Genomic DNA, 22751 nt, shown 5'->3' with positions numbered 1-22751 from the left:
ATAGCGTTAAATTTATATGGAAATGAGAAGGTAGCAAAAATTGTTGATTAATTTGAGCCGTAGCTTAGTGATACTCGCTGCTTTGACAGCGTTATCTGTTAAAGCAGAAACGCCACAAGCAAGCGCAGTAAAGGCTGAAGCAGTGGTTGCTAGAAGCGTTTTAGATACAAAGGCTGTTAAGGTCGATGAAACAAGTTTCAGTTGTATAAGAGAAATGACACCCGTAAGGCACTTTTATGTCGATAACCTTTTAGGTGACATCAAAAGTACCTTAGCCGCGGCAAACACTCCAGAAGGCGCAATCTATCCTCCAGGCTCAGTAGTACAACTGGTGCCTACAGAAGTGATGGTTAAGCGCGAGTCAGGAACATCTCCAGCGACGGGCGACTGGGAATTTTTTGAACTTGAAGTTAATGAAAATGGCTCTACAATCGCCAAACGTGGCTTTGTGGATGTGGTAAACCGTTTTGACGGCAACTGTTTTGCTTGTCATGTACCGGCTCGTGACCCTTGGGACTTTATCTGTGAATCAGGTCATGGTTGTGAGCCAATTCCAATCGACCATAAAATGACGGGAGCACTGCAGCGTTCAGACCCACGTTGTGGCAAGGAAGTACCTGAAGACGGTGATTGGATGGCACTTTTTAAACTTAAAAGCATGGTTACAATAGGTTTAACTAAAAAATGGTTTGAAGAAAAGTTTTAACCTAAATCTAAGGAAACTAAAGTGAGTAGATCGGTGTTCAAGCAGTACTAACCGATTTGCTCATTATTAAGTTAGGCAATATTTATGAGTGAAATTAAAAGCCATTATCGTAACTGTAATATTTGTGAAGCCATGTAGGAGGATACTAAAAATAAACTCACTGAGTGTTTGCTCTTATTTAGCTTAAGACGATATTATTAGCCTTAAGCGTTTTGTGAATATAAAAGCAATCAGCAGACACGCCAGACCTTTTTCCGGTCTGAGTAATTATTGAGTCCGATAGTTATATTAATCCATCAATTTTTAATGGCGCCTAACATTACAGGGCATCACCTTTATAGGGAAAACCATGTTTAACAGCACAGAAAATTATATTGCATCAGACGAACTTCGCTTAGCGGTAAACGCAGCAATTACCTTAGAAAAACCACTATTGATCAAAGGTGAACCGGGTACGGGTAAAACCCAGCTAGCAGAAGAGTTAGCAAAGTCACTTAATTGTAAGTTATATCAATGGCATATTAAATCGACCACTAAAGCACAGCAGGGCTTGTATGAATATGACGCTGTGTCGCGTTTACGAGATAGTCAATTAGGCGATGAACGGGTTAATGATATTTCAAATTATATTATTAAAGGTAAGCTTTGGCAGGCGTTTGAAGAAGAACAACGCCCGATATTATTAATTGATGAAATAGACAAAGCCGATATAGAATTCCCCAATGATTTATTGCAAGAACTTGATAAAATGGAGTTTTTTGTTTATGAAACTCAACAGGTGATCAAAGCTAAACAACGACCGATTATCATTATTACCTCCAATAATGAAAAAGAGCTACCCGATGCATTTTTGCGCCGCTGCTTCTTTCATTACATTAAATTTCCAACCAAAGTAGAAATGGAACAAATTATTGCCGTCCATCACCCGCATGTAAAACAAGACCTGTTAGCGCATACTTTAGAGGTGTTTTTTGATCTTAGGGAGGTGCAAGGTATTAAGAAAAAACCGTCAACGTCTGAGTTAATTGACTGGTTAAAACTGCTAGTTGCCGACGATGTTGCTCAAGATGTATTGATCAATAAAAAGTCAGACATCATTCCTTTATTTGGCGCCTTACTTAAAAATGAGCAAGATGTGTCATTACTCGAAAAGCTCGCTTTTATTAGTCGCAGAAACAGGCAATAAACGTGTTTATTGATTTATTTTTAACCCTTAGAAAGCACAAAGTACCGGTGAGTTTGCGCGAGCTCTTAGATCTTATTGCGTTACTAAAAAAAGGCGTAGTTTTTGCCGATGTTGAAGCCTTTTATCATTTAGCTAAAATCGTGATGGTTAAAGACGAGATCCATTATGACAAGTTTGATGGTGCATTCGCTGAATATTTTGACGGTGTGCAAAAGATCGATATTTTCGACAAGGTTGTACCGGATGAATGGCTAAGAAAAAAGTTTGAAAGCCAACTCAGCCAAGAAGAGAAAGACAAGTTAAAGGCCTTGGGTGGTCTTGACGAATTAATGAAAACCTTAAAAGAGCGCCTTGCAGAGCAAGAGAAACGACACGAAGGTGGTAATAAATGGGTTGGTACCGGCGGTAAATCACCGTTTGGCGCCTATGGTTATCACCCAGAAGGTATTCGTGTGGGTCAAGACGGCAATCGTAATAACCGAGCGGTAAAAGTGTGGGATAAGCGAGAGTTTAGAAACTTTGACCAAGATAAAGAACTCGGTACGCGCAATATCAAACTTGCGCTTAAAAAACTGAGAAAATTTGCTCGTACTGGCGCCAGTGAAAAGCTTGATATTAATACCACCATACGCTCTACTGCAAAAAATGGTGGCTTACTCGACGTGCATATGGAGCCTGAGCGTCATAATTCGGTAAAAGTATTGATGTTTTTTGATATTGGCGGCTCTATGGATGAATACATTCATACCTGTGAGGAGCTATTCTCAGCGGCGCATACTGAGTTTAAACACCTTGAGTTTTTCTATTTTCATAATTGTGTTTACGAAAGTTTATGGAAAGACAACAGCCGTCGTCGTACTAACACCGTTGATCTAGAAGAGATAATAAGAACGTTTGGTAGTGATTATAAGGTACTTTTTGTCGGTGACGCTACCATGGGGCCTTATGAAATAATCGCACCGGGTGGCAGTGTTGAACATTGGAATAAAAAAGCCGGCATTGATTATATGCAACGAATCTTGGGGCATTTTAATAAGGTGGCATGGTTAAACCCACAACCAGAAAATCAATGGGATTATCATCAGTCAATTTCAATTATCAAAGGGTTAATTGACGACAAAATGTTTCCACTAACGGTTGATGGTATTGGTCGTGCTATTAAAGAAGTGAGCTAAAGACTCATGTAAGTATAAATAAAAAGTCTAATCTATATCAGGCCTACAGAAAAAATACGGGTGATAATCTAGCTTGGTAGATTTTTTGTAGGTCGGACTTTAGTCCGTCAACCGTTAAGCGAGTGATTAATGGTATCGGCCAAAAAACCTAGGCAGCCGGTATTATTTTTCTTAATTAGTCTTAATGCCAAAAGCAGTTAAATTTCATTTATCCTGATGGACTGAAGTCCATCCTACATAAGGCCTACGGGTGACGATGTAGATTTAGGTGATTTTTTGTAGGGCGGACTTTAGTCCGTCAACCGTTAAGCGAGTGATTAATGGTATAGGCAAAAAAACATCGGCAGCAGGTATTATTTTTCTTAATGAGTCTTAATACCAAAAGCAGTTAAATTTCATTTAACTTGATGGACTGAAGTCCATCCTACATAGGGCCTACGGGTGACTATATAGATTTAGGTGATTTTTTTAGGTCGGACTTTAGTCCGTCAACCGCTAAGCAGTTGATTAATGCTATGGGCCAAAAAACATCGGCAGCAGGTATTATTTTTCTTAATGAGTCTTAATACCAAAAGCAGTTAAATTTCATTTAACCTGATGGACTGAAGTCCATCCTACATAAAGCCTACGGGTGACGATGTAGATTTAGGTGATTTTTTGTAGGGCGGACTTTAGTCCGTCACCGTTAAGCGGGTGATTAATGCTATTGGCCAAAAAAAACGGCAGTTAGTCTTGTTTTTTTTAATGAGTCTTAATACTAAAAGCAGTTAAATTTCATTTAACCTGATGGACTGAAGTCCATCCTACGTTTATACCTAGATTGTTTCTGTATCGGACTTACTACAAATGATCATTATGCACTTAAACTGACTTTCCGATTTAAGTGCATAGGCAGGTTATCAACAGACTTTAAAGAACTTCTATAAAGCGATAACCATAGCTGCATCAAGCGCAATTGCCGCATCTAACGTCGCTAAAATATCTTTTCTTGTTTTTAACTTAGTACCGTGATGCGCATCCATATTCAATGTCAGCATATGAGTAGCAGCTGCCTTCGCTGTTGCCATTAACTGTTCTGGTTCTACTAAGGTGTCTAAAAACCCAGCTAAAACTGCTGTTTCTGGCGAGAATAATTCTGCATTAATCACCGAGCGGGTTAAATAGTTAGTGGGTATGCGATTGCGGGCTATTTCAATGCCGGCCTGGTGCATAGTCATACCAATAGTGACTTCGTTTAAGCCGATTTTAAATTTACCTAAACTGCCGATACGATAATCACAACTCAGTAATAAAAATGCCCCCTTAGCAATAGCATGACCAGAACATGCACCGATAATTGGCAAAGGAAATGACAACATACGACGAGACAAAGTAGAACCTGCGGTAACTAAGGCCACCGCTGATTCTGAACTTTCTTTCATGGTTTTTAAGTCAAATCCAGCAGAGAATATGCCGGGTTGAGCGGTTAAAATAACCACAGCGCCGGCGGATTCAGCTTGATCTAAAGCGTCATTTATTTCGGCTATCACTTGGTGAGAAATAGCGTTAACTTTGCCATTTTTTAAAGTGATTGTTGCAATTTTTTCATTAATGTCTAAATCGATTAATTCCACGGTTCTTCCTAAAGTTATCTAATTTGAATGAAATGGCCTTGCAAACCAAAACCTGTTGCTTTTTGGTCGGATGCCTTTATTAATGTTAACAAAATAAGTTTGGGTTATGGTGTGATTTGCTCATAACCCCAGGTTTTCGGTCATTGCTAATATAATTACCATCATAGTATCAGCGGCACTGAAACAATCGCCAGCAAAAAATATGCGTTTGTTTAAAAATTTTAAATGGATTAAAAATAGCGTTATATTTCATTGGCAATATAGCCATTAAATGTTGCTCTGCTTTTTAAGATTAGCTAAAAAAGGTCACCGCATTGGCCATATCTTCACGCTCAGTTCGGGTGTTATTCACGGCAGCGCTTTCATCAGCATAACCAAATGACATACCAAATAAAATGCCACGCTGTTCTGGTAAGTTAAGTGCTGCTTTTATGGGGTCGGGGAATTGGCCCAGTGCGCCTTGCATACAAGATGACAACCCATGCTCTGCGAGTATTAATGAAAGCGTTTGGGCATAAATACCCAGATCAACGGCTCCCATAATATCTAAATATTTATCCATGGTAAAAAAAGCAACATGAGGAGCATCAAAAAAGCTCCAGTTTCGTATCATCGCACGCTGTCTGCCTTGCTTATCTTCTCGGGTCACGCCGATAGCACTATACAGTGCATTCGCTGAACCAAATTGTCGATCGCGATGAACGCCTTCATATTTAGGTAGCCAGTTAAAATCAGGATTGGGTGCCGCACCTTTCATGACGGTTGATATCAGAGCGTTTTTTAACTGCTCTTTCTTCTCACCCGACACTACACAGGTTTGCCAAGGTTGCACATTACAGTTTGAAGGCGCTTGTTGTGCTTGTGTAAAAATGGATTCAAGTAATGGTTGTGGTATGGGTTTATCCAAATAAGCACGGGTAGAATAGCGTTTTTCTAACAGGGCAATCACTGACATAACAGGTCCTTTATAATGATTTAAAATAGCGGATGATTAATTTACTGCTTGAAGCTAAGTTTAATGTGAAGCTAGTTTAATTTGAATCTAAGCTTAATAATAACTTACAGCATAAAATCATGCTTTTAGTGTTACTTATGCTAAAGCCGATGTTTTTATAATACCAATGAATAGTTTTAATAAGACGGTATTATAAAAACATATAGTAGTGATGATATATGAGATACAAACGGCACTAAACTTAACGATAGTTAACTAAGTTACAAGCTATCTTGACACTAGTCAAATTATTGATGTGTTTGATGACTTCTTGTATACGAAAACATAATAGTAGGTAATAAAAAATAGTCATTTGTTTTATAACTGTCTTGTGATTAACATAAAATTATAAGACTACTAGCCATGATGGCCAGAATACTCTTGATTGTTCGAGGTTAAGGCTACAGAAATTAAGTGTGACACGCTTTTTCATGGTTATTTTATTTAAAAGTAATCTAAAAAACTTAATTGCTCGTACTGGTACTACCACTGTGTTATTTTCAACGGTAGTAAAGTTAATTTCTATTAAAAAAAGACTGTATCTAATAATAACTGGAGAATAAATAAATGCCTGAGTATAAAGCCCCGATTAGAGATATAAAGTTTGTTATGCAAGAGTTGTTAGACTGCAACAAACATTACCAAGAACTTGGTTATACTGATGCCAGTGAAGATATGGTTGATGCTATTCTTAGCGAAGCTGCCAAATTTACTGAGCAGGTTATTGCGCCCATTAATCAAATAGGTGATCAACAAGGTTGTACATGGACCGATGGCGTAGTAACTACACCAGATGGCTTTAAAGATGCTTATAAACAGTATGTTGACGGTGGTTGGCCCACATTATCTCAAAGTGTAGAGTTTGGCGGTCAAGGCTTGCCACATTCATTGAATGGCGCGATCAGCGAAATGATGTCAGCAGCGAATCATAGTTTTGCTATGTATCCTGGTTTAAGTCATGGTGCAATGGCTACCATTGAAGCGCATGGTACTGATAAACAAAAGCAACAATTTATGCCAAAGCTAGTTGAAGGCAGCTGGACCGGCACTATGTGTTTAACTGAAGCGCATTGTGGTACCGACTTAGGCATGTTGCGCACCAAAGCAGAACTAACAGACGATGGTAGCTATTCATTAACTGGCTCAAAAATATTTATTTCAGCGGGTGAGCATGATTTGTCTGACAACATTGTGCATATCGTTATTGCCCGTATTCCAGGTTCGCCTGAAGGTAGTAAAGGTATTTCTCTTTTCATCGTACCAAAATTCAACATTAACGATGATGGCACAATAGCCGACAAAAACGCGGTAAGTTGTGGTTCTATTGAACACAAAATGGGTATTAACGCTAACGCTACTTGTGTGATTAATTTTGATAATGCTAAAGGCTATTTAATTGGTGAAGTTAACCGCGGTTTAAACTGTATGTTTACCTTTATGAATGCAGCGCGCTTGGGTGTAGCACTTGAAGGTACGGCAGCAACAGAAGCGTCTTTTCAAGGGGCATTAGCTTATGCTAAAGACCGTTTGCAAATGCGATCAATTAGCGGTGTTAAAAACCCAAATGGTCCGGCAGACCCGATTATTGTGCATCCAGATGTGCGTAGAATGTTGTTAACGCAAAAATCTATTGCTGAAGGCGGCCGAGCGTTATTGGGTTATTTGTCACAGTTAGTTGATGTAACACATGCCGAAAAAGATGCAGCCAAAGTAGCAGACGCTGAAACAAGACTTGCCTTGTTAACGCCGATAGCTAAAGCATTGTTGAGTGAATTAGGCTTTGAGTGTACCAGTCATGGTATACAAATATTAGGTGGCCATGGCTTTATCAAAGAATGGGGCATGGAACAATTAGTGCGCGATACTAAAATAAGTTGCATATATGAAGGCACTACCGGTATTCAAGCCTTAGATTTACTTGCGCGTAAAATTTTAGGCAGTAAAGGCGCCATTTTAAAACCTTTCATGACTGATATTGGCGCATTCTGCCAACAGCATGCAGGTAATCCAGAAATGGCAGAGCATATTCAAGCACTAGGGGCTTATTCTCAGCAATGGCAAGAATTAACCGCTGACGTAGGTAAAAAAGCCATGAGCAACGCAGATGAAATTGGCGGCGCATCAGTCGACTATTTGATGTTTGCTGGCTATGTTACTTTAGCTTATTTCTGGGCAAGAATGGCTGCAGTGGCTGAAGATAAATTAAAAAATAGCGATGAAGATAAAGCGTTTTACCAAGCAAAAATTAAAACAGCAAACTTTTACTTTAAACGCATACTGCCACGTGCAAAAGGACACGCCGCTTGTATTGAAGGTGGTGTTGATTCAATGATGGCATTAGCGAGTGAAGACTTCGCTTTTTAATTGCTTGAAATAGTAATGTTTTACTAAAAAATATAGCAGAAACACTTAGCGTTGAAAGCCTCTTTTTTCGCTAAGTAATTCATGGTTATGTCTTGTTTAAATAGCAATACATAACCATTTTTACCTTATATCAGGTGTTAATCTTCAGTGCGCATGGCTATCAACTCATACCTTGCATTAAAAATAAGCTAGCTTAACAGTGGCTGATGAACTAACTCTCTAACCTTCGACATTGATTTTCCGTCAAAGATAAACTCAAAGTGTTTAGTTTGAATAGCGCTAGTGACATGAATAGGTGAAAATAATCCCCAACAGGTGGCACCTTTATTTCTTACCGAGTAATATTGAAAACCTTGCTGAGCATTCTTTTTAAGCTCTGCGCCAAGCCGCCTTGGTAGCGAGTAATTCTCTGGTTCATAAATACCTTTAACCTGAAATAAATCAACAACACTTGCACTAAAGGTTACTTTTAAACAACGCATATCCACAGTGTCATAATGTAAACCCTGCAGGTTTTGAAAGTACTTGTCTTGATGGTAAAGGGTTTCTTTAATGGCGGTATCAATCGTGTCGGCAAGATAAAGCACACCAAAGTCACCATTGCTAAAGCGTGAGCCTTCAGGATTAATATGGGTAAAAGGCGCAGTTACATAATTTACACCATCAATGCCAAAAGGAATTTCATTACTTGATAGTAGTGATAAGTCGCCAAGCTCATTTAATATTCTTGGGTTGGTGAGCGCTTGAATAGCGTAAACCGTTGCAAAGTCTTCTTGACTGAACACATCATCAAAAAGCGTCATAGGAGGAAATTTTGAGTTTACTAACCTAAAGGCAATTTTGTTCAGCAACTTTACTTTTTTAGTGTTGGCCTTCATCTTACCACTGCCCGTTACGCATGGCGTCTATCCGCTTGAAAACTTCGTATAAGGTGCCAAAATTTCCACTTGAGATCAGCGATAGTGGCGAGTGGCCATTAAAGTAAGGATTATCATTTTTCATCGCCATAAAGCCATAAACATTGTCAGGATTAGAAAAAACCATTTTTAATGCTTGATGAATATTAGCAATGTAACTAATACGCTCTAATTGGTCGTTAGAAAGGCTGGCGCTTTCATTATGGTTAAAACGATAATAGCTACTTTTGCTCAACCCTAAAATAGCTTGCTTGTCGCTAGCACTGCATTGCCATTTCTCTAATATATTACTACCGAGTTTAAAAGCCACAGCGCTGTTAATTTTTGGTGCTTGATTTTGTTTATTTGCAGCCTTCATTTAGATCTCCTGATAAAACCGATGTGCCATAAAAGTCGCTAATCTTATTATTACTAATCTTATTATATCAACTTAAGTGTAGTTTCAAATGGTACTTTTATCAATAATCAGCCTCAAATGATTCATTTTTTAAATAATAAGGTAATTAGCAAGCTAGTTAGACTTGGGTGCTGTGCTTTTTTTGGATAATTTTTTTAAGGGTTTTTTCTGATAAGAGTAAAAATATTACCGCAGAAAGTATGGCGGCGGCGAAAATCATACACATGACAATAATTTGATATCTTACGGCAATCAAAGGAGAAATCCCTGACAGAATTTGTCCTGTCATCATGCCGGGTAATGAGACTAAACCCACAGCGAATAATGAATTGATTACGGGTATTGTCGCCGCATTAAGTGCTTGTTTACGTGCTATTGGATAGGGGGTTTTATTGTCCAGTTCTGAAAATATTCGTTCTGCAGACAAACTAATGCTGTTCATCGCGGTGGCGAATATCATACCTGCCAGTGGAATAATAACTTGTGCTTGATACCATGGGCTTAAAGACAATGCGCCTTGGCTAATCACCAATAAAGTAAAGCCACCGCCACATAATATGGCAATAAAACCTTGTTTAAACAGCACTAATCGATATGCAGGTAATGTGCGTAAGGCAATCCAGCAAGAAATACTGACCATAGCTAATAAAATTGCCGTGATTAACCACACGTTGTCGGAATAAAAAATATAGCTTAGTGCGTAGCCGATAAATAATAGCTGAACGAGCATACGTGAAAGGGCATAGCTCGCTTGTTTTACATTGAGAGACCATAAATATAAAAAAGCTAGCGCAATTACAACGGGGATAAAAGCAATAGATAGATCAACTAAGCTGATCATTTGCAGGGTATTATTTACGGGCATTAAAAGTATTTAACCTAAGGTTTGAATAAGCTTTTTGTTAACAATAATAATAAGCGTTAAAAGCGCGCTATTAGGAAAATTCGCTTATGGGTTGATCAAATTATTTATAAAGGTGAAACTATTATTTAGTATATTACCTTTAGATACAAATTTAGTGTATAACACGGCGATAACATATTTAATAAAAACGCTAGTAACAAGCTCTAGTAACAAGCTCTAGTAATAAGGAACACTCAGTGAATGACACCCGTAAAAACTTTATACTTTTACTCTTAATAACGACAGGAATTTTTTCGTCATTTTCACTGTTGGCTCACGGCGTAGACGATGTTACAAAACAGTTTTTAGAGGCTAATGAAGGGAGCGCAATATTCCCGTTTATTTATATTGGCGCAAAACACATGCTAACAGGTTATGACCATTTATTATTTCTAGTTGGTGTAGTGTTCTTTTTGTTTCGCAGCAAAGACGTGTTGCTTTATGTCAGCTTATTCACGCTAGGCCATAGTTTAACTTTGCTCTATGGCGTATTTAGCCAGATTGAAATTAATCCCTATATTATCGATGCCATTATCGGGCTATCTGTGGTCTATAAAGGTTTTGATAACTTAGGCGGTTTTCAACGGCTATTTAACTACCAACCCAACACTAAAATTGCTGTCACAGTATTTGGTTTATTTCATGGTTTTGGTTTAGCCACTAAAATACAAGAATTTCAGTTACCCAGTAATGGCTTAGTGAGCAATATTATTTCATTCAATCTGGGGGTCGAAATAGGTCAGCTTTTAGCACTTGCCATGGTGTTAATCGTATTAAGTTTTTGGCGAAAACATAGTAGCTACTTAAGCTTTGCAACATTGACCAATACCGGCCTAATAAGCGCTGGCTTTATGCTGATAGGTTTACAACTCACAGGCTATTTTATCAGTTAGCGTTAGTGATTTACGCTCATTAAAGTACCATCAACTTAGGGCTATTTTAGCGAGTTGTTACCGTATCAAGTAAATCAATAAAACAAATAAAAAGATATTTAGGATATAACATGCATAAATTTAATATACCTGTACATAGCACGACAACTTTAGTTAAAGCCACTGCTATTGCGCTTCTAGTGGCCATAACGCTACTGATCACCTGCATTTTACCAGCAGAATATAATATTGACCCAACGGGTAGTGGCAAAGCATTAGGGCTAACGGCAATAGCCGAAGCGTCAGAAAAGTCGCCAATCTTGATAGTTGAGCGAGGTAAACAAAATGATTTATTACGAACTGATAACGTTGAGATTATTATCCCTGCAGGCAAAGGCTTAGAATATAAATTATATATGGATAAATATGCCCATGTGGAGTACGAGTGGACATCAGGTGTTACAGCACTTTATTTTGATTTTCACGGTGAGCCAGCAGGGGATACAACGGGATATTTTGAAAGCTTTTCAATTGCCACCACAAACAATATGCAAGGTTCACTAACGACACCCTTTAAAGGCTCTCACGGTTGGTATTGGAAAAACACCACGCAACAACCGGTAACAGTTTCGTTATCAATTAAGGGTTATTATACGATTAAAGGCTAAGGGATTTTGTGATAAAAATTGGTTGTTAGTGGCTTTATGAACTGATTTATTGACAAGTTTTTTATCTAGGTTTCAATGCTTTATACGTTTGTTTTTGTCTTCATTCCTTAATGAGATTTTTAAAGCAGTCAGGAGTGTCTAGACCCTATATTCGCTATATTAGTGTCTTATCACTCTATTATTTAGGCACTCTATTATTTAGACACTCACTTTGTCAGTAAGGAAATGGCTTTGTTTTCACGTTTATATAACTTTATGCCTGGCTTAAACGTTTTGTTCAATTATCAGCGTAAATGGCTCGCTGATGATGCAAAAGCAGCATTGTCGGTTGCAGCAGTTGCTTTACCGGTTGCTATCGCTTATGCACAGCTGACCGGTGTTAATGCTGTTGTTGGCTTATATTCCTGTGTTTTACCCATGATCATATATGCGCTATTTGGCACCTCCAAGCAATTGATTGTTGGCCCTGATGCCGCGACCTGTGCGGTTATTGCCGCCGTGGTAACGCCTTTAGCCGCAGGTGACATTGTTAAACATTGGCAATTAGTGATCACCATGACGGCGATGACAGGTTTTTGGTGCATAATTGCCAGTCGTTTTAAGCTTGGCGTATTGGCAGATTTTTTATCCAAACCTATTTTGATGGGACTATTAAATGGTGTCGCCATTACCATTATTGTGGGTCAGTTTTCTAAAGTTTTTGGTTTTACATTTGACGAAAGGCACCTGGTTGAGCGTTTAGGGGGTGTACCTGAATATCTCTCGCAAGCGCATGTGCCAACGCTATTAATGGCCTTATTTACTGTCAGCATTTATTTTTTTATTAAACGCTTAAAACCCACTTTTCCCGCTTCTATGTTCGCCATCGCTTTTGCAGCTACGTTAGTATGGTTTTTTAATTTAGAGCAGTTTGAGATAAAAACCATTGGTATTGTTGAAGGTGGTTTACCCTTATTTAAAGCGCCTGATTTTGATCTTGGTATTATTCGTGGGCTAGTTATGCCAGCACTTAACCTAGCGATAGTCAGCTTTGTGAGTATGATGCTAACCGCACGCAGCTTTGCTGAAAAAAATAGCTACGATATTGATCCAGATAAAGAGTTTATGGCCTTGGGCATGGCAAATTTTGCGTCTGCTTTATCACAAGGCTTCGCAGTGAGCGGCGCAGACTCTCGCACGGCAGTGAATGATGCCAATGGTGGTAAAACACAATTAGTCTCTATTATAGCGGCGATTATTATTGCCATTATTGCGATTTTTTTAACGGCGCCACTTGAGTTTATTCCTAGCGCTGCATTGGGTGTTGTATTGATCATTGCTTCAATACATCTTTTAGATTTAAAAGCGGTATGGCGATTAAGATTAAAAGACCGGCAAGCATTTTACTTAACCTTAATCACATTATTTGCGGTGCTGTTTATTGGTGTTATTCCTGGTATTACGCTGGCGGTATTACTGGGTTTATTTCAATTTATTCGCACCGTAATGCGCCCGACAGACAATATACTTGGTGTTGATATCAATGGTGTGGTGCGAAGTTTAGATACCAGCGATAAAGCCAAAGCGATAGACGGTGTTTTCATCTATCGTTTTAATTCACCGTTAACCTACTTTAATTCTAGTTTTTTTAAACGTAGGTTATTAGAGCAATATGCCCGACAAAAAGATGGTATTGAGTGTGTCATTATTGACGCGGTGCCGTGCTTCACCCATTTAGATTTAAGTGTTATGGCCATGCTGGCAGATTTGAATACTATCTTTAAAAAGCGCGGGGTACGCCTTGAACTTGCCGGTAGAAAACGCCAACTGCTGGCGTGGTTTAAAAACGCAGATATTAAATCAGGTAGCGAGGGCATTTATGTTCATTCTGACTTGTATTTAGCGTTGAGAATAAATAAAAGTAAACAAATTGCCGATGAAGAGGCGCAAAGGTAAGGGCTTTATGCGCCCAATGTGCCACTAAATATTAGTTTTTACACCATTATATTCTAGTAAAATTAGGCTGACTTGTTGAACACGCTTTACGAAACTCTTTTTACATGCTCGCTCGTCTTTTGTATGGTCGTGTTCTCCAAAGGGACCAAAACCGTCAATTGTCACTACGCCGGCTGCTGAAACAATATTGGCATCACTAACTCCGCCTCTTGTTTCTGTCGGTAATTTTTCATCTAAAATAGATTCTAGCTTGGCGAGAAATTGAGCCTGCTTATCGTTAGCTTGCATAACGTCGCGTTGAATACCACCAGACAATTTGGCGGTGACCCCTTTTACCTGCTCGGTTGCGACAATGTGATTGATTGCAGCGAGTAAACGATCTCGTTCGTTGTGTGTTTTGTAACGAATTTCCAGTAGCAAATGTGCATTGGGTGAAATCGTATTGGCACCGATTCCGCCGCTAATTTTTCCAACATTTACTGTTGTGCCTTGTGCAAGATTGGTCAGCTGATTGAGTTTGATAAGCATTTTTGCTGCCGCTAAATTAGCATCAGCACCCTGTTGATAATTGTTACCGGCATGCGCGGCTTTACCGCTAAGATCAATAGCAAAAGTACCAACACCTTTGCGTCCAACCACTACTTCACCGTTTTTACCTGCGGCTTCAAATACCAGACAGGCCTGATAGCTTTTTGCTAATACAGCGGTAATCTGACGGCTATCATCACTGCCTGTTTCTTCATCGCTTACTAGCAGTACGTCAATATCAGCAATACTTCCATGCCTTTTCGCTACTTCCCTAAGGGCGCAAATGGCGACATGAATGCCGCCTTTCATATCACAGACGCCTTGTCCGTAGATCCAATCTTTATCTTCACTAAACAGGTTAGGTACTTCTGGCGGCAAAACAGTATCTAGGTGACCCAGCAGTAAAAGTTTATTGCCGCTCTTAGTTTGAGAGCTAAATAGCAGATGATCGCCGATATGACTTCTGGGGTATCGTTTGGTGTGATACCCCAGTATTTCAAACAGGCTTTGATAGCGCTTACCTAAAAGATCGACGCCTTTTTTGTTGTGGGTATTGGAGTTCATTTTTATGAGTTCTGCGAGCTCCGAAAAATCATAACTTGATCCGTCCAATTTCATTGGCTCAGTGCCAGCTTTTAAATCTAGATTAATCTTCATGTGGTTCCTTACTGGTCAATAATATAGGCGATAAAAATACGGATGGTGACTTAGAACAAAGGTTAAAAAATTTAATAATCCCTCACCCTGACATTTGTCAAATTAGTTGCCGCTTAATTAATTTATAATTATTCAGATGAGGTTAATAACGGTTCGAACTAAGCTTGATATTTGATAACGATATAAGCGTTTATTTTTTTGATTAACTTTGCTGAGTGGCAACTATATGACTGATTACACTGTTGGGATGTGGATGTACCGAAATGGCGGTGGGGAAGTAATACAACAACGTATTATTGAGCAACTAAATCAAAACGGGATCGCAGTGATTAATAATCTGAGCTTAAAAAATGGCTATGCAAATAATGGTCATATTTTTTCTGGCGAGGTGGACATGGCAAACCTAGATCTCTACTTTTCCTATAACGCTAGTGAGCAGAGTGATTATCAAGTTTATCTCTACCAAGCGCTCAATATGACGGTGCCTTGTATTAACAGCTTTGAAGCTTTTTGTGTGTCGGAAGACAAGTTTAAAACCTCTCATTTACTTAATCAACATGGTGTCCCAACCGCTAATTATCAATTATGTCATCACCAAGAGTTGGAAAGGGCCAGAGAAATATTGCGTAACTGGGGCGGCAAAGCACTGTTTAAACCCACTAACGGCTGGGGCGGCAAGGGTATTATTAACATTGAAAGTGTAGCCGAGTTCGAACGATTATTACCGTTATTGAATGAGACTAAGCCTGGTTATTTTTATCTCGAAAGATGGATAGACAATGACTTTACAGATTTTAGAGTAGACGTGGTTGACGGGACAATTGTGGGTTGCTACGGACGCAAAGCAGCCCAAGGCGACTGGCGTACAAATATTTCTTGTGGTGGTTCGATAATTTTACGCGAGCTAAACGATCAAATAGCCGCTCTTTCGCTACGCGCAGCTAGGTTAACAGGCTTAGATATTGCAGGGGTTGACCTGATTTATGACCGAGAACGCGAACAATTTGTGGTATTGGAAGTCAACGGTATTCCCGCCTTTGCCACACCGGAGCAAGAAAAATTCGGACTGGATTTTAATGCGCTAAAAATTGAGAAAATCGTCAACTTAATCGAACGCAAAGTTAAACTTAATGCTATAGGAAATATTCATGAGCAAGCACTTGCCAAATACATTGCCTAAAATTGCCTTTTTATATCTCGACCATGTACAGCGTTTTTTTGATTACTCTAATTTTAAAGGCTGGCCTGATAAAATAGAAAAGGTGGTTTATCATTGGGGTAAAGACAAAGAACGCTTTATTGCTACGGTAAAAAGTAAAGAAATTGAGGTATTGATCGGTAATATTCCGGCGACTGCTTATGAGACTTTTCGTGAAATTGCGCGCGCGTTACCAGCAGTACAATTTATCCCCTCCCTAGATAGCCAATTCTCAAATAAATCGAAGGAAAATGTGACTCGGTTTTGTAAAAAATATGCACTGCCGATCCCTAATACGCATATTTTTTACCAACCACAAAAGGCCTTTGATTTTTTGTCTAAGTCAGCGTATCCGCTAATCATCAAAAAATCTTATGGCCCCTCTAACTATGGCGGCTATTTCGTTCACAAAGTAGATTCATTTGCGCAGGCCTGTGAACTTTTAGAGAGCAAAAAATATTACCCCGTATACGTACAAGACTTTATCCCGATGGCAGCAGATATTCGGGTGATGTTAATTGGCCACAAACCAGTATGTGCCTTTTGGCGCAGACCCCCGCTAGGTAAATGGCTAACCAACACGAGCCAAGGTGGCTCCATGGATTATAAAGCAGTACCCCGAAAAGTTTTGCAATTATCGGTTAAGGCATCAAAAGCAGCTAACGCTGAATTTTGGGCATGTGATATCGCCGTAGGAAAAGATGGTCAATACCGCATTTTAGAATGCGCCACGGCTTTTGCCGCATTTTCTTATATCAGAGACTGGATAGGCCAGTACCTGATGTGGAGTTTGTCTTCAGGCCAATTTTCTAAGCCCTATATCCCGCTTTATAACTGGGAAGAGTTAGGGAAAATAAATTCTGCTTTGCTTCGCACTATGCGCCACATCAGTTTTTCAAAACAATGTCACCAGAGCGTCAATGATAGCGGCGAAACCTTCGACAAAATAAGTACAGACGGTTCCCCATTACTTAATGCTGAGCCAAATCAGTACGAAGAATGGCCGAGTGATGTTTGGAATTATCAAGATAATTATGCGCGTTATCAACCAAGCCTTGATAAAACCTCTGCAGTGGCTGTTCAATCAGTTGATGCACAGGAGAGTGATTTATCACCTTTGGAAAATGTAGGTAGGGAAAACATACAAGTAAAAGAGCAATTGCCGCCGGTACTGCCTGTTAGCAGTGAATAACAGTAATATTATTTGATTGAAAAATAAAATGGCCTTCTATTATGAAAAAACAATATTCAACTTATCAGCAAACCTGTGAATTTTTGGCCAATGCGATGCGCGAATACCCTGATCTAATTCAGGTTAATAGCATAGGTGAAACGTGGGAAAAACGGCCCATCATGATGGCAACAATTTCCAATGATGTGAGTAACGCGGGCAATAAACCGGCTTTGCTTTATACCGGCTCAATTCATGCGCGCGAGTGGATTGGCAATGAGTTAGCGATAAAGTTTATTCAATATATTATTGATAACCATCAATATCATCCGATGTTAGCATCGGCACTCAATAGTAGTAGTCTTTATATTGTGCCTTGTCTTAACCCTGACGGTTTTGAATATTCGCATACCCATTTTTCATTTTGGCGCAAAAATAGGAGGGACAACGGCGACAATACCTTTGGTGTTGACCTTAATCGTAATTTTGGCGTGCGTTTTAAAAAAGGAACGGATACCAGTTCGGCGATATATTCAGGTCCAGCCGCATTTTCTGAGCCTGAAACTCAAGCCATCAAAGTGTTTGTTGAGACTCACCCCAATATTCGTGTTGCTCTTGATTATCATTCACAAGGTAATGTTTTTTTCCCTGCGCATAAATTCAATCACGAGAAAGAAATTGAAGGCACTGATTTGAATGTGTTGTGCGCCAACATGAACAATGAAATCAGGAAAGTTACCGGACGAGAATACGGTATTCATCGAGGAAAACCACCGTTTAATTTGATCCACGGTAGCGGCCGAGAGTATTATTATGATAGAGGAATAATGAGCATAGTGGTTGAAGTGGGTAGCCGAAATATTCCCGATTATTTGCAATATATGGCGCAATCGATTGATGAAAATATTCCGGCCTTGTTGCTTGCTTTCAGAACAGTGAGAAATTACGTTAAAGAGGCGCCACCGCGTATTGAAAATTTCAATGTGACTGATATCACTGCTGATAGCGTTAGTTTGAGTTGGGACAGTCTGGAAAATAAAGCGATATATTTTGAAATATTTCGCAGTGACACCTCTAAATCAGCTTGTTCAAGAGAGAATTTGATTGCGATCACTCATAGTGGCGAGTTTACCGATATTCAATTGAAGAGCGGTCAAATGTATTATTATAATCTTCACGCGATTGATCCCAGCAATATGCTGAACTCACCGTTTAGTCCAGAAATTAGGTTAAAAACAAAGTTGGCACCAGATGAATTTTCTCGTGCGTTACTCCCGGGCAAAAGCGATATTGGTTACCTTGGCGAATATAGTCTTGATGCCAATAAAAAACATTTTGGTCGAAATTCTATGTTTATTGGTGTTTCTAGTAAAAAAGGGATCTGTTTTGGCTTAATTGCTTTTTCACTGAAAAACTTATCTCCTGAGCTAACCATCAAATCGGCCATTTTTTCTTTATATCCGATGAATAGAGTGGGTGCCAAAATTGAAACCTACGGCGAATGGAGTATTTCGATCCTTGATGCTAATACGCTGGAAGACATCTCTGATTTTAATCAGGTTCAAAATGCTGTGCCTTTACATACCTTAGGACAAACCATTGAGTCTGATCATCTCAGACAAGGTATATGGAAAGAATGGCACTTTAACGGCGTTGAGCGTGCGTTATTACAAAATCAAATTACGAGTGGTCGTATTTTGTTTAGAATACAGGGGCCAAACACATTGCCCTTAGGGCAAAAATCTCAACTTATGCAGTTTGATATTGGTTATGGTCCATTTGGTGGTGGGGTCCATTATCGACCTTTCCTTGATATTATTTATCGCGCGAAACCCACAGAGCTTAGATTAACGCCAGTAGCGTTAAATACCATCTCAAGGCACAAGATTGACGAAGATTGTCTGAGCTGCGGATTTGACAGTGAAGGAGGGGTTGTTTATGGTCAAATGGCTTTTACATTGGATCAGTTACCAGACCCCCAGGAAACGGTGATCACTGAGGCCTATCTTGTTATGCAGAATAAAAACAGTATTAATACTAACAAAGATATTCGCTTTACGATTGAACTGGCAGAGCTTAAAGATCTGGATTATGTTAGCGTCAAGAATCGACAGAAAATTGAATTTATCGGTTATGAAATCAGTAACACACAGCTTAAAAAAAGTGCCCAACACCATCTGATTTTTGACAGCTATTGTCGTCAAGATTTGGAACGGCTTCACTCTGAAGAAAAGCCTGTCTACTTCATTATCAGACCGACGGCGATCTCTCAAGAACGTGACGCTATTATTGACTGGTCATGCAATGACAAGAATAACGAACCGAGTCTAATGATTAATTATGTCACACGTCGTAAAAATGCCGTGTCATTACCCACTAATTTAACGCTAACGATTGAAAATTCAATGGTGAAATTGAGTTGGGATAACCCAGAAGATAAAGATTTTATTGGTTGTTATGTGGTGAGAAATTGTTTTCATCCACCCATGTCACCTTTCGATGGGGTTAAGCTCTATGCGGGAAAAGACCAGTATACCTACGATAAATATGGTAACGCCAACATTCCCAAATACTATTCTGTTTTTAGCTATGATGTGGTGCCAAACTATTCGAAGCCCGCAAGTATCTGTTATAAAGTGACTGATACCTTTGTTGTTAATGAAGATTTTATAGACATCGATCATTTTGATGAAATGTTGAGCGAGTATGAGAATGATGACGGAGATATTGAATAGCCTGCTTATTAAGTGTCATTTTACTCGCTCTAATTAAGGCAACAATGGGCTTTGTCACCAACACATGAAAACCATCAACAATAATGATACGGGCTTTTTTTTATCAAGTGTTTTATCAAGTTTTTGATGCTTGAACATTGTGCTGTTGTGTTATCTCCTGATTAATAACTTCTGGGTCATCAGTACGCTTATTAATACTCAGTGGTGCAGGTAACTCGGCAACATATATGCCTTTGCTGCGCCATATTCCTGTATTCCAACGCTTTAAGGCTATAATGCCGCGAATACATTCATCTAAACTGGTTGCCAGCCAAATACCCACTAAACCATAACCATAATGTAGCCCTAAAAGCCAAGCTAAGGGTAAGGCCATAAACCACATAATAATAAAGCCAACCATTGACACATAACGTGCATCGCCAGACGCACGCAATGATGCGCCAACAATCAGATTAAAACTTCGGCCAAACTCACCAATGATGGCAATAATCAATATCAGCTTGCCCAACGCCCAAATTTCAATATTGCTGGTAAATATTGCAAACAACTGGTCAGAAAATGCCAATAATGTGAAAACAAAAAACATCGCGCCGGCAATACCTAGCTTAAGTCCCAACATCAGTTGTTGATCAGCCTCTTCAAAACGCTTGGCACCAATATAATGGGCGACCTTAATTTGTACGCCTGAACTGATAGCAAAACCATATAAAATAGCGGTAAAAAGTAAATTAAAGCTATAAATACGCGTGGCTAAAGCAAGCTCACCCATAGTGACGATCATAACTGTCATTAATATTTGGGTTAGATGCCACGACATGGGCTCTAACACCGATGGCAGTGCTATTTTTAAGATGGGAGCACTATCTGTTTTAAATAATAGCCAGCGCTTGGGTAAAGTAATCTTGATATGTAAATGTTTAATAATGATCACAAGGGTAAAGCATAAACTGACAACCCAAGCGATGACCGACGCATAAGCAACGCCTTGTACTCCTAAATCAGGGAAGCCGTGTTTTCCGTCAATTAATAGATAGTTAAATAATATATTGACTATGGTCATTACGAAAGTCGACCACATATTCCAATGTGTTTTACCTTGAGAGGTTAAAACAGCGGCGGCAGCAAAGCGTATGGCTAATATCGCAGTGCCCATACCTATGGTGCTTAAGTATATGCTTGCCATACCTGCCATATCATCGGTTAAACCCATCCATTGCGCGAAGAGAGGCGCAAAAGCCATCATGATAATGCTTAATAAAATACCGATAAAGAGCAGAATGGCAAACAACACACCATAAGTTGCGGCTAACTTGTTATGATCTCCAGCGCCAATACGCTGTGATGCAATACTACTACCGCCTTGATGCATAGTACTGTAAAGCGCAAAGGCAATACCTAAAATAGGCATAACAGCACCTATTGACGCAGCTGCAGAATCAGATATACGGCTTAAAAACCAGGCGTCAGTCACATTGATCATGAAAATGAAAAATAGATCAATAAAAATGGGCCAGGTTAAACTTAAAAGACTTCGGTCAGCAACTGATTGACTTGATTTAGGCACAATATCTCCGGGAAACTCGCAATAGGATAGTATAACAGTTGCCGCGGTAATTACTGATGAATACGATTGTTACAAATCGTATTCATCAGGTGAAAGTTAAGCCCACTGCAAAAATGAGATAAATGTGAGAAAACCGCGAGTAAAAACCACCATTTGATGCTTTATTGAGCACTTGACAGTAAAAATCAAATAAAAAGCCTAATAAGATAAATTAGCACTTTACAAAGCAGTGAACAGTATCTATTATTCGCCCCGTTCTGAAGCAGCAATGCTTTCGAACACTGGAGAGATGGCTGAGTGGTCGAAAGCACTGGTCTTGAAAACCAGCAAGGGTTTATAGCCCTTCTAGGGTTCAAATCCCTATCTCTCCGCCAAACTATAAAAAACCGCTAATCGAAAGATTGGCGGTTTTTTTTCGTCTAAAATTTAGTGAACTACAGCAATGTAGGGTTTATAGCGCCAATCTTTCGAGTAGGGTTCAAATCCCTAGCTCTCCGCCAAACTATAAAAAACCGCTAATCGAAAGATTGGCGGTTTTTTTTCATCTAGAATTTAGCGAACTACAACAACCTAGGGTTTATAGCCCCAATCCTTCGAGTAGGGTTCAACTCCCTAGCTCACGGCCAAATTATAAAAAACCGCTAATCAAAAGATTGGCGGTTTTTTTTCATCTAGAATTTAGCGAACTACAACAACCTAGGGTTTATAGCGCCAATCCTTCGAGTAGGGTTCAACTCCCTAGCTCACGGCCAAATTATAAAAAACCACTAATCAAAAGATTGGCGATTTTTTTCGTCTAAAATTTAGTGAACTACGACAAAGTAAGGTTTATAGCGCTAATCTTTCGAGTAAGGTTCAAATTCCTAAAAGTCAACGCAGCTATAATCTTTATGAACGTCAAACTGAATTAGCGAAAACCGAGCTTAATGAGATTCGTTTGCTGGAATATCAAGTAGAGGAAAATATTAGCTGTATATGTTCGTTGGATTTACGACTTGGCGAAACATACTGTCCACATAGTTTCTTCGATATGCGAGAGAAATTCAGATTTCATAATCATTCCTTATTAACCTTAAATAGGCACTGTGTATAAGTACAGCTTAACTTCATATCCCGCTTTTATGTATAAAGTGGGATTTAATCTGTCTTTCTACATCGCTGTATTCA

17 protein-coding genes and 1 tRNA gene are annotated in these 22751 nt (G+C 39.2%); 11 read left to right on the top strand and 7 right to left on the bottom strand.

What is annotated here, in order from left to right:
* The first annotated feature begins 40 nt into the window (after nucleotides 1–40).
* The 3 genes from H4J41_RS13715 (at nucleotide 41) to H4J41_RS13705 (ending at nucleotide 3067) form a co-directional block, all read left to right on the top strand.
* A complete protein-coding gene (locus H4J41_RS13715) occupies nucleotides 41–706 on the top strand; it encodes a hypothetical protein (protein WP_259363202.1) in 666 nt (221 codons plus the stop codon).
* 349 nt (nucleotides 707–1055) lie between these two features.
* Nucleotides 1056–1892 (top strand): MoxR family ATPase, encoded by an 837-nt coding sequence (locus H4J41_RS13710; RefSeq protein WP_182136749.1) that lies wholly within the window; start codon nucleotides 1056–1058, stop codon nucleotides 1890–1892.
* 2 nt (nucleotides 1893–1894) lie between these two features.
* Nucleotides 1895–3067, top strand: a complete 1173-nt coding sequence (locus H4J41_RS13705; protein WP_182136748.1) for a VWA domain-containing protein — start codon at nucleotides 1895–1897, stop codon at nucleotides 3065–3067.
* Nucleotides 3068–3987: 920 nt separating this feature from the next.
* Here H4J41_RS13705 and H4J41_RS13700 read toward each other — a convergent pair.
* Both H4J41_RS13700 and H4J41_RS13695 read right to left on the bottom strand, forming a co-directional pair.
* A complete protein-coding gene (locus H4J41_RS13700) occupies nucleotides 3988–4680 on the bottom strand; it encodes a crotonase/enoyl-CoA hydratase family protein (protein WP_182136747.1) in 693 nt (230 codons plus the stop codon).
* A gap of 292 nt (nucleotides 4681–4972) precedes the next feature.
* Nucleotides 4973–5635 carry a nitroreductase family protein gene (locus tag H4J41_RS13695; RefSeq protein ID WP_182136746.1) on the bottom strand — a complete coding sequence of 221 codons (663 nt, stop codon included), beginning with the start codon at nucleotides 5633–5635 and terminating at the stop codon, nucleotides 4973–4975.
* Between the two features lie 606 nt (nucleotides 5636–6241).
* Here H4J41_RS13695 and H4J41_RS13690 point away from each other — a divergent pair.
* A complete protein-coding gene (locus H4J41_RS13690; RefSeq protein WP_182136745.1) occupies nucleotides 6242–8038 on the top strand; it encodes an acyl-CoA dehydrogenase C-terminal domain-containing protein in 1797 nt (598 codons plus the stop codon).
* A 188-nt stretch (nucleotides 8039–8226) separates the two neighbouring features.
* On the opposite strand, the gene H4J41_RS13685 is transcribed toward H4J41_RS13690, so the two are convergent.
* The 3 genes from H4J41_RS13685 to H4J41_RS13675 form a co-directional block, all read right to left on the bottom strand.
* Complete coding sequence (locus tag H4J41_RS13685; protein ID WP_182136744.1) at nucleotides 8227–8916, bottom strand: RES family NAD+ phosphorylase; 690 nt, start codon at nucleotides 8914–8916, stop codon at nucleotides 8227–8229.
* A gap of 1 nt (nucleotide 8917) precedes the next feature.
* Nucleotides 8918–9313: an antitoxin Xre-like helix-turn-helix domain-containing protein gene (locus H4J41_RS13680; protein ID WP_182136743.1), complete on the bottom strand. Its 396-nt coding sequence runs from the start codon at nucleotides 9311–9313 to the stop codon at nucleotides 8918–8920.
* Nucleotides 9314–9470: 157 nt separating this feature from the next.
* A complete protein-coding gene (locus H4J41_RS13675) occupies nucleotides 9471–10217 on the bottom strand; it encodes an ABC transporter permease (protein WP_182136742.1) in 747 nt (248 codons plus the stop codon).
* A gap of 236 nt (nucleotides 10218–10453) precedes the next feature.
* Here H4J41_RS13675 and H4J41_RS13670 point away from each other — a divergent pair, with 236 nt between their 5' ends.
* From H4J41_RS13670 to H4J41_RS13660, 3 genes are all read left to right on the top strand, one after another.
* Nucleotides 10454–11149, top strand: a complete 696-nt coding sequence (locus H4J41_RS13670; RefSeq protein ID WP_182136741.1) for a HupE/UreJ family protein — start codon at nucleotides 10454–10456, stop codon at nucleotides 11147–11149.
* Between the two features lie 110 nt (nucleotides 11150–11259).
* Nucleotides 11260–11796 carry a hypothetical protein gene (locus H4J41_RS13665; RefSeq protein WP_182136740.1) on the top strand — a complete coding sequence of 179 codons (537 nt, stop codon included), beginning with the start codon at nucleotides 11260–11262 and terminating at the stop codon, nucleotides 11794–11796.
* Between the two features lie 231 nt (nucleotides 11797–12027).
* Entirely contained in the window at nucleotides 12028–13731 is a 1704-nt protein-coding gene (locus tag H4J41_RS13660) for a SulP family inorganic anion transporter (protein WP_182136739.1), read from the top strand.
* A 24-nt stretch (nucleotides 13732–13755) separates the two neighbouring features.
* Here the strand turns inward: H4J41_RS13660 and H4J41_RS13655 are convergent, their stop codons facing one another.
* Nucleotides 13756–14916, bottom strand: a complete 1161-nt coding sequence (locus H4J41_RS13655) for a M20 family metallopeptidase (protein WP_259364441.1) — start codon at nucleotides 14914–14916, stop codon at nucleotides 13756–13758.
* Nucleotides 14917–15142: 226 nt separating this feature from the next.
* Between H4J41_RS13655 and H4J41_RS13650 the strand changes: the two genes are divergently transcribed.
* From H4J41_RS13650 to H4J41_RS13640, 3 genes are read left to right on the top strand one after another with little or no spacing between them, the layout of a single operon-like run.
* Nucleotides 15143–16096, top strand: coding sequence for a RimK family alpha-L-glutamate ligase (locus tag H4J41_RS13650; protein WP_182136738.1), 954 nt, complete (start codon nucleotides 15143–15145; stop codon nucleotides 16094–16096).
* Nucleotides 16065–17306, top strand: a complete 1242-nt coding sequence (locus H4J41_RS13645) for a RimK family alpha-L-glutamate ligase (protein WP_182136737.1) — start codon at nucleotides 16065–16067, stop codon at nucleotides 17304–17306. Before H4J41_RS13650 ends, H4J41_RS13645 begins: the two co-directional genes overlap by 32 nt.
* Before the next feature lie 41 nt (nucleotides 17307–17347).
* Entirely contained in the window at nucleotides 17348–20020 is a 2673-nt protein-coding gene (locus H4J41_RS13640; RefSeq protein ID WP_182136736.1) for a M14 family zinc carboxypeptidase, read from the top strand.
* A 115-nt stretch (nucleotides 20021–20135) separates the two neighbouring features.
* Here the strand turns inward: H4J41_RS13640 and H4J41_RS13635 are convergent, their stop codons facing one another.
* A complete protein-coding gene (locus tag H4J41_RS13635) occupies nucleotides 20136–21584 on the bottom strand; it encodes an MATE family efflux transporter (protein ID WP_182136735.1) in 1449 nt (482 codons plus the stop codon).
* Nucleotides 21585–21867: 283 nt separating this feature from the next.
* Here H4J41_RS13635 and H4J41_RS13630 point away from each other — a divergent pair.
* Nucleotides 21868–21958 (top strand) — tRNA-Ser (locus H4J41_RS13630).
* Nucleotides 21959–22751 lie beyond the last annotated feature (793 nt).

It is taken from the genome of Colwellia sp. MB3u-45 (assembly GCF_014077005.1).
Classification (GTDB): Bacteria; Pseudomonadota; Gammaproteobacteria; order Enterobacterales; family Alteromonadaceae; genus Cognaticolwellia.
This window is presented reverse-complemented; position numbering and strand designations above follow the sequence as displayed.